Source organism: Pseudomonas fluorescens, from assembly GCF_902497855.1.
Lineage (GTDB): Bacteria > Pseudomonadota > Gammaproteobacteria > Pseudomonadales > Pseudomonadaceae > Aquipseudomonas > Aquipseudomonas fluorescens_BI.
Map to the genome: position 1 here is coordinate 368194 of NZ_CABVHU010000001.1, position 11949 is coordinate 380142.

The 11949-nt window shown below is 54.7% G+C and carries 11 protein-coding genes and 2 pseudogenes; 4 read left to right on the plus strand and 9 right to left on the minus strand.

What is annotated here, in order from left to right; all coding sequences use genetic code 11:
- Positions 1–13 precede the first annotated feature (13 nt).
- From tssC to F8N96_RS01785, 9 genes and pseudogenes are all read right to left on the minus strand, one after another.
- Positions 14–1516, minus strand: coding sequence for a type VI secretion system contractile sheath large subunit (tssC, locus tag F8N96_RS01745; protein ID WP_150796306.1), 1503 nt, complete (start codon positions 1514–1516; stop codon positions 14–16).
- A 10-nt stretch (positions 1517–1526) separates the two neighbouring features.
- Complete coding sequence (tssB, locus tag F8N96_RS01750; RefSeq protein WP_064677237.1) at positions 1527–2060, minus strand: type VI secretion system contractile sheath small subunit; 534 nt, start codon at positions 2058–2060, stop codon at positions 1527–1529.
- Positions 2061–2130: 70 nt separating this feature from the next.
- Positions 2131–2880 (minus strand): hypothetical protein, encoded by a 750-nt coding sequence (locus tag F8N96_RS01755; protein ID WP_150796307.1) that lies wholly within the window; start codon positions 2878–2880, stop codon positions 2131–2133.
- Between the two features lie 562 nt (positions 2881–3442).
- On the minus strand, positions 3443–3967 hold the full coding sequence (locus F8N96_RS01760; protein ID WP_150796308.1) for a hypothetical protein: 525 nt from the start codon (positions 3965–3967) through the stop codon (positions 3443–3445).
- A 192-nt stretch (positions 3968–4159) separates the two neighbouring features.
- Positions 4160–4489 (minus strand): hypothetical protein, encoded by a 330-nt coding sequence (locus F8N96_RS01765; RefSeq protein ID WP_150796309.1) that lies wholly within the window; start codon positions 4487–4489, stop codon positions 4160–4162.
- 508 nt (positions 4490–4997) lie between these two features.
- Positions 4998–5262, minus strand: a pseudogene (locus tag F8N96_RS35230) (hypothetical protein).
- 34 nt (positions 5263–5296) lie between these two features.
- Positions 5297–5497: pseudogene (locus F8N96_RS35235) on the minus strand (ADP-ribosylglycohydrolase family protein); the annotation flags it as partial.
- A gap of 133 nt (positions 5498–5630) precedes the next feature.
- Positions 5631–5927, minus strand: coding sequence for an immunity protein Tsi6 family protein (locus F8N96_RS01780; RefSeq protein WP_150796310.1), 297 nt, complete (start codon positions 5925–5927; stop codon positions 5631–5633).
- Complete coding sequence (locus F8N96_RS01785) at positions 5927–7381, minus strand: polymorphic toxin type 46 domain-containing protein (RefSeq protein WP_150796311.1); 1455 nt, start codon at positions 7379–7381, stop codon at positions 5927–5929. The genes F8N96_RS01780 and F8N96_RS01785 overlap by 1 nt, the downstream gene beginning before the upstream one ends.
- 699 nt (positions 7382–8080) lie before the next feature.
- Between F8N96_RS01785 and tssI the strand changes: the two genes are divergently transcribed.
- The 4 genes from tssI to F8N96_RS01805 form a co-directional block, all read left to right on the plus strand.
- Positions 8081–9931 carry a type VI secretion system tip protein TssI/VgrG gene (tssI, locus tag F8N96_RS01790; RefSeq protein WP_064677243.1) on the plus strand — a complete coding sequence of 617 codons (1851 nt, stop codon included), beginning with the start codon at positions 8081–8083 and terminating at the stop codon, positions 9929–9931.
- An 11-nt stretch (positions 9932–9942) separates the two neighbouring features.
- Complete coding sequence (locus F8N96_RS01795) at positions 9943–10527, plus strand: DUF1795 domain-containing protein (RefSeq protein ID WP_150796312.1); 585 nt, start codon at positions 9943–9945, stop codon at positions 10525–10527.
- Positions 10528–10564: 37 nt separating this feature from the next.
- The gene (locus F8N96_RS01800; RefSeq protein ID WP_150796313.1) at positions 10565–11026 is read left to right on the plus strand and encodes a DcrB-related protein; all 462 of its coding nucleotides are present in this window, start codon (positions 10565–10567) and stop codon (positions 11024–11026) included.
- Between the two features lie 3 nt (positions 11027–11029).
- On the plus strand, positions 11030–11949 hold a 920-nt coding region (locus F8N96_RS01805; protein ID WP_191635333.1), incomplete at its 3' end, for a DUF6531 domain-containing protein.

The window sequence follows — 11949 nt, forward strand, 5'->3', positions numbered from 1 at the left end:
GCGGTGGTGTTGATCAGCCGCGAGTCGATTGCGGCAATTCGGCGACCAGGCGCAGCGAAGCGGTCAGTTCGTCCAGTTGATAGTGCGGACGCAGGTAGGTCACGGCCTTGTACACCCCTGGCTTGCCCGGAACTTCGAACACTTCGGCCCGCGCTTCACGCAACGGGAACTTGGCCTTGGCTTCCTGGCTGGCGGTGTCGTCCAGCAGCACGTAGCTCGACAGCCACTTGTTGAGGAACAGCTCGACGTCCTTGCGCGAGGCAAAGCTGCCGATCTTGTCGCGCATGATCGCCTTCATGTAGTGCGCGATGCGCGAGGTGGCGAAGATGTATTGCAGCTGCGCGGACAACCGCGCGTTGGCATTGGCGATGTCGGTGTTGTAGTGCTTCTGTTTCTGCGTCGACTGGGTGCCGAAGAAGGCGGCGTAGTCGGTGCCCTTGCAGTGCACCAGGGGAATGAAGCCCAGGTCCGACAGCTCTTTTTCGCGGCGGTCGGTGATGGCGATCTCGGTCGGGCACTTGAGGGCGATTTCGCCGTCATCGGTCTTGAAGGTATGGGTCGGCAGGCCTTCGACCAGACCGCCACCTTCGACGCCGCGAATCGCCACGCACCAGCCGTAGCGCGAGAACGCGTCGGTGACCCGGGTGCCCAGGGCATACGCGGCGTTCATCCACAGGTACTTGTTGTGATCGCGACCATCGACGCTTTCAACGAAGTTGAATTCCTCCACCGGCGTGGTATCCGGCCCGTAAGGCAGGCGACCCAGCACGTGGGGCAGGGTCAGGCCGACATAACGCGAGTCTTCGGAGGCGCGGAACGACTTCCACTTGGCGTATTCGACGGTGTCGAAAATCTTCGCCAGGTCCCGGGGGCCGGACATGTCGGTGAACGAATCCCAGCCGAACAGCTCAGGCGAGGCCGCCGAGATGAACGGCGCGTGGGCCGCCGCGGCGACATGGGAAATCTCTTCGAGCAGGTACATGTCTTCCGGGCTGCGGTTGAACTCGTAGTCACCCAGCAACATGCCGAACGGTGCACCACCGAAGGTGCCGTATTCTTCTTCGTAGATCTTCTTGAACAGCGCACTCTGGTCGAATTCGGACGCCGACTTGAGATCGCGCACCAGGTCTTTCTTCGACGCATTGAGCAGCTGGATCTTCAGGGTGGTGCTGGTCTCGGTCTGGTCGACCTGATACTTCAGGCCGCGCCAGGACGCTTCCAGCTGCTGGAACTCCCGGGCATGCATGATTTCGTTCATCTGCTCGGAGAGCATCGCGTCGATTTCGGCGATGCGCGCATCGAGCACGGCAATCAGGTCCTTGCTCGGCGTCATCTCGCCTTCCAGCACCTGGCTGACCAGCTCGCCGATCAGGTCGCGGGTGCGGGTGCGCTCGGTCTCGGAGCGGGCCACGCGGCTCTGGGAAATGATGCTGTCGAGCAGCGAGGAGGGCGGGGCGAAGTTTTCCACTTCAACCAGAGCGCTGTCCTGTTGAGTCACGGTTTGCTTGTCGTTCATCGTCAGGCTCCTACTCTTTACCATCGGTGGCTGGAACGGCGGCTTCGCGGCCGAATTCCTTGCCCAGCGTTTTCAACTTTTCAGTGTTCTGCAGCACGTCCATCAGCAGCTCTTCGAGCTTGTCGTTGCCGCCCATCTTGTTGCGCAGGTCCGCCAGCTTGTTGCGCACTTCCAGCAGCTTGCGCAGCGGCTCGACCTGCTTCACCACGTTCTGCGGCTCGAAGTCTTCGAGGGTGTTGAAGTTGAGCTCCACACCCAGCTGAGTGCCATTGCTGACCAGCGTGTTGTCGACGCGATAGCTCAGGCGCGGCTTGATGCCCTTGAGCACGCCGTTGAAGTTGTCGCGGTCGATGAAGATGAACTTGCGGTCCTTGAGCTTCGGCAGCGGCTCCAGCGGGTTGCCGGAGAAATCGCCCAGCACACCGACGACAAAGGGCAGCTCTTTCTTTTCCTGAGCGTCACCGATATCCACGTCGTAGGTGATATGGACCCGAGGCGCGCGAACGCGGTCGAGTTTGTGCTGGGTACTTTCCTTCTTCGCCATCGTGATCTCCTGGTGCGAACACATTCGCTGCAAGTCGTTTGCGTGTCGGCTCAACTGTTGGCCTGGCGCGTTACATTCCTTCGATCGTCAGCAGAAGGCGCTGACGGATCTCATCGTTCATTTCGATAATGTTCTGGTGTCCCACCAACTCTTCGAAGCTGGTGTTGCCGGCGATCTGGGTGCTGCTGCGGATAACGGATTCGTCTGGCAGTTCGGCGCGTACCGGTGAACCGATGACGCAAAAGGGCAGGTCGCCAAAGTCCTTGAGCCGCTCGAAACTCAAAGGGAAACGCAGGCCTTCAAGCACCCGGCCCACGCCCGGCGACTGGCTCAGGCAGTAGAACAACACCAGGTAGTGCACGACAAAGCGGTGCAGTTCGGCGCTGCTGCGATTGGGGTCCTTGATGACCGCGCGAAAGCGGGCCAGGTCAAACGAGCTGAAACCCACCACCCAGCGCACGGGGCTGGTGATGCGAATGGATTGCCCGCTTTGGGACAGCACCTTGTCGTACTCCAGCGGGAACAGTTCCGGCGTCGTACTGATCAGGGTGAGGGGGACTTCAAGCTCATTGACCAGCTGGAACGGCGAGGCCGAACCGATGCGGTCGTACAGTTCCTTGAGCTCTTTGAAATGGTGTTGGGTCTCGCGGCCGCTGCTGCGCTGCGCGCCTTGCAGGTACTCACCGAAAAACGTCTGCGGACGAATCAGCAATGCCAGGGTCGCCAGATAGTCCGAAGCCTGCGCCTTGAGCGCATCGGAAATGGCCCGGGTCTGGCTACGCAATCTGATCAGTGCTTCAACGTCAAACGCTTGAGTCATTGGTACATCGTCCTTGAACACTTCGCTGTGGCTTGCCGTACATCGACAGGCTGGCACGAAGAGCTACTAATTTCTCGAATGAACACCTGTTCGCAAAGTGCAGTTCCTGATGTCAGCCATCATGGAACCGCCCTGCCAGGAATAAAGTGTCTGAATGCTGGCCTTTCAATGTTGAGTGGCCAGCAACGTGGTGTATGGCAACATTTCGCATACAAAAGTTCACGAGGGAGCGGATTTTTTCTCGTTTTTGATACATGTCGCAATGATGTCCGCTTGCCATCAGTCTGGGGTTTTGTCTGACAGTCGGGTATGAAACCTAGCAGGCTCAATGGTTTGCGGGGTGGGGTGGATCCAATTTTTTATTTTAATTAATTTTCAAAAAGGGTGAACCGGTTCACCAAATTTTTTGAAATGGGGGGCATTGGGATGGGGGGTGAAGGTTTGTTGTTGGGGGAAGTGATGGCAATGCTGAGTAATTGCACTAAAAGAACGTTGTTCAGGGTCTGTTGAAGAACCTTGTCTTTCATTCCGATGGTATACCTCCCACTCCCGGCCGTCCGATTTACCTCCCGTCTACCCGAATGCACACTTCCTGGCTGCCGATCATCTTGCATGGCCAGTGATCGTTGATGTAGCGGGTAGGCTTGAAGCACGCATTCTTCTGATTTACCCAAAATAGTTGCCATGCCGAGCCCGATATCAATAGTTTGGGGCAAGGAGAGTAGTCTCGATAGAGCAATATGGCCGTAGTCAATATCATCACAGTGGGAATAACATACGTTAAAGTTTTTACCGAAAGGTACATCATAAGCACTGAAAAGTTGTCTAAAAACGAGTTATTTGGGGGGTCAAATTTTTTGCCCGTCCACGCTGCAATCGAGGCTCCTACGATGGCCAGCAGCAACGCAGGGGGCGCCATGAGCATGGTAAACGCTAAGTAGGGAGTCTCCACGACGGGAGCGTTTCGTTGGATGCGACCGTAAATCGGAAGCACATGTTCCCAAAGCGAATATAACGAAAATACCAACACCGCGATCGCGATAAATACCAGCCCTAACGCAAGCAATCTGAAGACGAACGGATGCATTGAGGTTTCATGTATGCGTTGCCGTCTGTTCATTTTGGCCCGGGATTTTGGTTGAGAATGTCAAGATTGGATTCTTGGGAGAACGTTATTTTTCGCAATCGTTCGGCTCTAATGTAACCTGCTTCAAAATATTCTCTCCCTGAGTAGTGGTTGCGGCTTCAGAATCCGAGGCCGCCGATGCTCGCCCTGATATCAGTCAGGCTTCAAACCGCTGTTCTTCTTCTCTTCCATCTGCGCCTTGAGGCGCCGCAGTGTCGGCGATTCGCCGCCGGTCAATTCGATTTTGAACTCGGCAAAGGCTTGCTCCAGTGCGGCGTACTGCTGCAAACCTTCTTCGGTGAACAGGTAGCGTCCGGGAATATCCCGCCATTCCATCGGTGTGCGGATCTGGCCGGTTTCCGCCAGGACCAGCAACGGCTCCAGCTCCACGGCCAGTTTTGCTGCGGCAGGGTCTTGTGCTTTCAGCGCGTCGATGGCTGCCCGGAGCTTCAGTGCTTTTTCTTTCAGGTTTTCGATTTTCATACAGAGTTCTAGTTGGAGGTCATCCCAATTAACGTAGACACTATCCACTCGTTTTGAGGCTTGCCAGCGCTGGTTGTGTGTCGGCCCCAAAAGTTCGCGGCTCCGGTTTAAGTTTTACTCATCTTTTCTTCTAAGAGCTTGTATGCATCCCACTCTTGGCCGCCTATTAACTCAAAATAGAAGTTTGAGTAACCCTTTTTAAGATCGCTATACTCACTAAGATTGCTCTCATCGAACAGTTTGTGGCCAGGTATTTCTTGGGGTTCAACATTCTCTGATAGATTACCTTGCTCTGCTGCTGTTAGTAGTGGGTTTATCTGTCGATATAACAGGGCCGCTTTGCGTCTTTATCTTTGAAAGACTCAAGCTTTTCACGCAGTATGCGTGCAGCAGTTTTTAGCTCGTCAATATCCATGTTTATATTCTCTATTTGTCGATTGTGCCGGTCAAGCTTGTACTAGACCGGTCCAATCAATGTTATTTATCCATATCTTCTTCTATCTACATATCAAATAGCCAACCCTCTATTGATTCCAGGCTTCTCAATTAGCAACTCGTCCAGTTCTCTGTGACGGCATTTCATAACGAAATCCACTGCGGCATCAATGTTTTTTTGAAAAAGTTCGAAGCTTGCGCGATCTATATTCTTAATATTCCTCGTAGTCAACCATGCCGTTGCTAACTGGAAATGAAACGTAGAACCTCCCGGAAGTTTCCTCGATTCCTAACGAGAAAAGTTCCTCGCGATTTACGTAAATGTTTTGAGGTTTCATAGTGTTCTCTACTTTAAAGGAGTTGTCTGAAATAGCGGTCCAGTGCCTGCTCTTGAGTGAGGGTGCACGGCCTGGAAGACAGCCGCGCGGGTTTTTCGTTTGGAACTTTGGGGGCGTCCGGTTGCAACATATAATCCATGCGCTGACGCAGCTGAAGAGACAGAGGTGGGAGGAGATGGTCGTAACGCTCAGTGTATTTGGAGAGCGCTTCGTTTGAGCTTCTTAAGTCAATCATGGCGCTCGTTGGTAACGGGGCAGTCTGAGCTTCGATCAAATGTCCCTCCCTGGCACTTTCCGATCGCATTAGCCTCACGTTACCTGCAACTCGTTGCCATGATTTTTCTATTCGTCGCGATGATTTACTTCGATTATTTCGGTAGTATTATTTTTAACCCATTTGCCGATTGTTCAGCTATGTAATAGACATCCATCAACGCCCTTGCCAGTTCTGCATCGGTGTCTTCGAACTCTTTTGCACCGATAATTCCCAGTGTCAGGTCGTGCAGTCTGGACTTATCTCGTTCGGTTCCATCAAACACCGACCTCACGTACATAAGCTGGTTTATCAGTGACGTGTAAACAGGAAGCTGCGGGCAGCTGTCACGTCGGTCCATGGTAATGGCAAGGGCTTTGTCGACGTATTCGAGTGGGGTTGAAGGTTTCATCATTCACCTGAATTTATTAGCTTAAAAAGTTCCTTCTGTCCTGACGTTATCTGCCTCGCACCACCGATCGCATCGAAGGGTTGCGGTGGAACAGACCATGTGTCTGTTACCGGTGCAGATGTGCTACGCAGGACAGAAATTTTCTCTGTGGTTTGGTAGACGTTCACGATCTTTGGAACCACCGTTTCTGTTTTGTAAATCTGCCCGAGTGGGTTGATGCCCAGTTGCGAGGGTACTATGTCCGGGGTTGGAGAATACCAAATTCCTTGTCTGCCGCCAGGCACCTGATACTGCCAGAGTTTTTTCCCAGAATTGATGGTTTCTACTCTGACAGGCTCGGAAAAATCCAGACCGCGCATGTATGAGCGGTAGTCTTCGGGTTTATAACCCTGTGATTGAAAGAAATTTTCGGCGGTTTTTTTGTTTCCCCTGATAAAAATATCTTTATCCAGATCGCCCGTTCGACCAAATTTTTTATTTAAGTAATCTCGGCGTGTACCTGGGTCCGCAAGCGCCTCATTGGCAGGTTTGGACATCGGTTGCTGTGCAGGTTTTTCACGCAACGGCGGCGGTTCCGGCTCAGCCTTCGTCAATGGCGTTGGCTCTTTCAACTGCAGCTCGGATTGTGCCAACAACTTCTGCTCATTACGCGCCAACCAGCCCGCCAACTGCTTGTTCGATATCTGGGCCTGTAGCTTCGCACTGCGTGTTGCGATGCTTTCCATGCTGCCCACTACGCCCGCCTTCATCTGGCCGCGCGTCAGGTAGGTGACGATGGCAGTGAGTAGCAGCAACACCAGTTGCTCCTGGCCGCGAGCCAATTGGCGCGCCGCGCGTTCGATGCGTTCCTGCACCAGCGCCGCGGAGCCGCCGGTTGGGTCCAGGCCGGAAGGTTTGACGCCTTCTTCGGCGTGCCAGGCGGTGGCAATGCCTTCCTGCAATGAAGAGAGGCAGGCGGGCAGGCCTTGGTAAAAATACTCGGCGATGGCGGATAAGCCCAAGCCCATCAGAATAAGATTGCCGACTTGCAAGCCGATACCTGCCCCGGCGGCAGCGCCGGGCGCTGCGCCAATACCAAATGCAAATGCACCCGCTGCGCCGCCAGCCACGGTGCCGATCGCGACGCTACCGCCCAGAATCATCGAGACTTCTTTGACCAGCTGCAGCAGCACAGGCAGGATCTGCTCGATTTCGATCGAGGCCCACTTGCGCTTGAGGTCCATCTGGATGATCGGGTAGGAGAGGGTCATCGCCCGATTCACTGCATCGATCCGGTGACCGCCCATGTAGCCATAGGCCTGGCTCGCACCGTTACCTACTCGTCGGGTGAAGCCGTTCCAGTTGTCGTGAACGCTCTGCAAGCCTTCGTTGACGCCCTGGTTCAGTTCGCTGAATTTCTGATCGAGGTTTCGTTCGACGTCGGCCCAGCTGGGCACATTCGCTAAAAGATCCATTTACACATCACTGTCCTTGGGTGGAAGAAGCTTCCCTGTCGCCACGTTTGAAGTGTCGGATATTCGACTTTATGCCCAGGATAAAGTACTGGCCATTAGCCGCATTCTAGACTGCATCAGGCGCAATAAAATTCAATGTGGATCCCATTTTTTATTGTTCAGGTAGGCTAGGCAATGATGTCAATGAGGCACTAGTTGCTTTTTAATGGCGCGTAATGCCCCATTCCTCCTTGATATACCGGCGTTTGTGGCGTGCCAGAGCGGCCGATAATTATTTTTCAGACTTCAGCGGGGGATGAATCCCTATCTGAGTAGCAACCGGGAAATGCCGTTTCCGGGTTGACACAGTGGATGGCGAAGGTGTTTCCTTTGCCGCTTTCGGAGGACTGTAACGCCTTTGATAACGTGACGTCCCTCGCATTTTTGCTTGAGTGATGGCACTTTCGCATTGGTCTGCGGTCGCATTATCAGTCTTCGAATTCCGTTTGCGAAATGTCATTGATTTCGAAAGCTGACGGCACAAGTTTGTAGGCGGATTCATACAAAGTCCGAGCTGTTTCGCTCCGCCAGTTTACGGAGCAGCGGATTGTTTCCCCAATCCACGATGTTGTAATCGGGTTTCGACCCTTCTGTCAGATTCGTTATGCGCAGTGGTAGGCGAGGGCGGTAGCGTTCCCCACTGCTTTCAAGGAGATACACATGTTGATGGACCTAGCCGCAATGCTTTCCCCGCAGAATCGGCGTCTGTTCAAGTTCACGAACCTTGCCAATCCCGACCAGCAGCTATTGCTTGAGTCCTTCAAGGGAACTGATGGTCTGTCACGTGCCTATAACTTCGAATTGATGCTGGTGTGCCAGGATTCGGGGGTGGAGCTCAAGTCGATGATGGGCCAGCACGTGGTGCTGGAGATCGAGTTGGCCGAGGCGGGCCCGCGGTACATGGCGGGTTATCTGACCCGCTTCGCCAGTATCGGCAGCGACGGCGGCATGGCCCGCTACACCGCGACGCTGAATCCCTGGTTCTCGATGCTGAAAAACCGTTTCGACACGCGCATCTTCCAGGGCTGCACTGTCGAAGAAGTGGTGACTCAGGTGTTCGCCTTATGCTCCGCGTTTTCCCGTCACGAATTCCGCCTGAGCAAGCCGCTCAAACGCTACACGTACATCACCCAATACCGCGAAACCGACTTCAACTTCGTCCAGCGCCTGCTGGAGGAAGAGGGGATGTTCTATTACTTCGAACACACCGCCGACACCCACACCATGATCATCTGCGACGACTCCAGCACGCTGCTGCCGTTGCCTGAGCAACCACAGATCCGCTTCCATACCGCCTCGGTCACCGAGACTGCCGACTCCATCACCCAATGGAGCGGCAACCGCCAGCTGCAGTCCGGAAAAATCGCGGTCCAGACCTTCGATTATCGCCAGCCGACCAACCGCCTGCCGGTGGCCATGAAGAGCCTGAACAAGCAGGGCGATGTCGACGATTTCGAGATCTACGACTTCCCCGGCCAATACACCCATGGCACCTACGACGAAGGTGAAGCGCTGGTCAGGCTGCGCGTGGAAGCCCTGGAGCTGAAAGGCAAAAGCTTTCATGGCGCCAGTAACTGCCGCGCGATGAAACCCGGGTACACCTTCGAACTGCTGCAGCATTACGACCACGACCAGGGCTCGGCCGACGATCGCCAGTTCCTGTTGATGAGCGTCGAAAGCGAAGGCCACAACAACTACCTCAATGGTCATCAGGCGAGCTACTACAACACCTTCTCCTGCGTGCGCAAAAAGATCGTCTTTCGCCCGCAACTCACCACCCCACGCCCAACTATCTCCGGCCCGCAAACAGCCATCGTCGTCGGCCCGCCGGGCGAGGAAATATTCACCGATGAACTCGGTCGCGTGAAGGTGCAGTTCCACTGGGACCGCAAGGGCGAGCACAACGACAAGAGTTCGTGCTGGGTGCGCGTTGCCCAATCCGGCGCCAGCGGCGGGTTTGGCAGCATCCTGATTCCGCGGGTTGGCGATGAAGTGGTGGTGGTGTTCCTCGACGGCAATCCTGATCGGCCGTTGATCATGGGCAGTTTGTACAACAGCAAGAACACGCCACCCTGGTCGTTGCCGGCGAACAAGACGCAAAGTGGGTTTTTGACCCGGTCGATGAAAGGCGACGGCGGCACAGCGAACTTCTTCCGCTTTGAAGACAAGGCCGGCGCCGAGCAAGTGATCATGCACGCCGAACGCAACATGGACACCGAGATCGAGGTCGACGAGACCCACAGTGTCGGCAGCAATCGCACGATCACGGTGGGTGGCACGCACACCGAAACGATCAAGAAAGACACTGTGATGAATGTCCAGGAAGGTTCGCTGACGATTCAGGTCGATAACCAGTTCATTCAGGTGAATGCCAAAGAGCACATTATTTTGCAGGTGGGAGATAGCAGTATCACGCTGACTCCTGCCGGGATCGAGATTAAAGGTGACGTCATCAATATTCTTGGCAAAAACACCTATGTTCAAGGTGACCGTGTCGATATCAACAAGTGAGAACCCAGACCATGGTCAGGACCAGTATTTACGACCGAATCTCTGAGAAGCGCCTGGCGGCCGAGGCGCTTGCGCGGCAGCAACAGCAGCAAGCAGCCGACGCGCCACCGGCTGTTATCGAGCCCGAGCCCATTGTCAAAGTGCCGCTGCAACTTGCCCGTAATGGATTGACAGTCGCGGGCCTCAATTTGCTGATCCCGGATGGATTCAACTTCCGCGACATTGACACCACGCTGGAAAAGTATGGACATCCCGTCACGTTTGGTGCGAAGCGCCGTCCTGCGCCCGAAGGTCTGACGTTGAGGCGCGCCGTCGAGTTGTATGTGGAAAAATTGCGTCAAGACCACCCCGACGTCACCATTGTGCGGCAGAGCGATGGTGTGCTCGCGGGCCACCGGGCGATTGCTCTGGATTACATATTCACTGCCGGTCAGGAACGCCGCCACGGCAGAGTAATGAGTGCTGTGATCGAATCTGATAACGGTAACGAGCGTCAGTATTTCAGCATCTCCACCATGATAAATCCGGCACACGCAGAGCTTGCCGATTGGCTGATCGAGTTCGACGCCATGCTGGAAAGTGTCTCTGCTGACTGAACATTTCCCTTTTACGCATTCACGGAATACACCTCCAATGGACTATCAGCTTCAGGAAGGATCTATCGTACTGCCGGAAGGTTTTCAGGACCGTACGGTAAATATGTTTGTACTCGGTAACAGCATCCCGGCGCCGCTCAACATTACGATATCGCGTGACAATATGCTGCCCGCCGAGGACCTGAAAACGTACATCGAGCGTCAGGTGAAGCTTATAGCTGCCAAGCTGCGCGGCTACACATTGCTCAGCAAGAAACCTGCGACGTTATCGAGCGAGCAACCGCGCTCAGGCATCCAAGTGGATGCTTACTACATGAACGATGGTCGTCCTGTTTATCAGCGTCAGGCGGCTTTTGAGATCGAGCAAGGTCGTATTCTAGTGTTCTCAACGACCAGCCAAGCTGATTTTAGCGCCACTCAAAATGAGAACTGGCTGCAACTGCTGACCAGCTTCCAACCGCGCCAGGACACCGTGCCCACTGACGTCGAACAGGAGTAACTCATGTTCGAAGCAGCTCGTTGGGGTGATGAAATTGAGCACACCAGTGCTCTTGGTGGGTTTCTCATCGGTGCAGTGATTGGGCTTGCGATTGCAACTGCTGCCGCATTCACGATTTGTACGGCTGGTTTGGGTGGAATCCTGCTGAGTATTGCAGCAGGCTTGGGTGCCAGCTTCATTCCGGCGATTGGGGAGAGCATGGGAGCGGCACGAAGTTCTCCAACCGGAGGAATAAAGCTGGAAGGGTGCTCTGCGGATGTGTTCATCAACAACCGTAATGCTGCCCATGCAACTCTGAGTCAAGGCGCGTGTGATAAACACCCAGCGCCGGTGCTAGTTGCGGAAGGTTCGTCCAACGTATTCATCAACAACGTGGCGGCTGCGCGCAAGGGTGACAAGCTGACCTGCGGGGCGAAGATTTCGAGTGGTTCGAACAACGTATTCATTGGTGGCGGAACAGAACGCTACCTCGATGTAGACGAGGAGATACCGGGCTGGCTACGCGTTACCGTCGATGTGTTGATGATCGTCGCTTCCATGGGGCGCGCGGTAGGTCCGATCTTCCGGCTCGGACTGACACAGGGGCTGAAAGCTGCCGGTCCGTGCGCATTGAAGTTTGGGGCAACAATTGCAGGTAGCTATCTGGCCGGTCGTTTCATAATCGGACCGGCCGTAGCGCGCGCGATCGGCGGCTTAAGCGGCAATCCGGTTGATCTTACAACGGGGCGCAAAGTGTTGTTCGAGTCGGGTGAAACCGACTTTGCGCTCCCTGGGCTAATGCCCATTGAATGGTCTCGTTTCTACGCAAGTGATTTGAACGTTGAAAGCGTGCTGGGTAGAGGGTGGGTGCTGCCGTGGGAACAAAGTCTGCGCAGAAGTGGCAGCTTCGTCTACCTCACTGATAACCAGGGGCGCAGTGTGCC

Coding starts and splice junctions, on each gene's coding strand:
- F8N96_RS01800 (WP_150796313.1), top strand. CDS start 10,565: ATGGACTATCAGCTTCAGGAAGGATCTATCGTACTGCCGGAAGGTTTT.
- F8N96_RS01795 (WP_150796312.1), top strand. CDS start 9,943: ATGGTCAGGACCAGTATTTACGACCGAATCTCTGAGAAGCGCCTGGCG.
- F8N96_RS01785 (WP_150796311.1), bottom strand. CDS start 7,381: ATGGATCTTTTAGCGAATGTGCCCAGCTGGGCCGACGTCGAACGAAAC.
- F8N96_RS01765 (WP_150796309.1), bottom strand. CDS start 4,489: ATGAAAATCGAAAACCTGAAAGAAAAAGCACTGAAGCTCCGGGCAGCC.
- F8N96_RS01760 (WP_150796308.1), bottom strand. CDS start 3,967: ATGCATCCGTTCGTCTTCAGATTGCTTGCGTTAGGGCTGGTATTTATC.
- tssC (WP_150796306.1), bottom strand. CDS start 1,516: ATGAACGACAAGCAAACCGTGACTCAACAGGACAGCGCTCTGGTTGAA.
- F8N96_RS01780 (WP_150796310.1), bottom strand. CDS start 5,927: ATGAAACCTTCAACCCCACTCGAATACGTCGACAAAGCCCTTGCCATT.
- F8N96_RS01755 (WP_150796307.1), bottom strand. CDS start 2,880: ATGACTCAAGCGTTTGACGTTGAAGCACTGATCAGATTGCGTAGCCAG.
- tssI (WP_064677243.1), top strand. CDS start 8,081: ATGTTGATGGACCTAGCCGCAATGCTTTCCCCGCAGAATCGGCGTCTG.
- tssB (WP_064677237.1), bottom strand. CDS start 2,060: ATGGCGAAGAAGGAAAGTACCCAGCACAAACTCGACCGCGTTCGCGCG.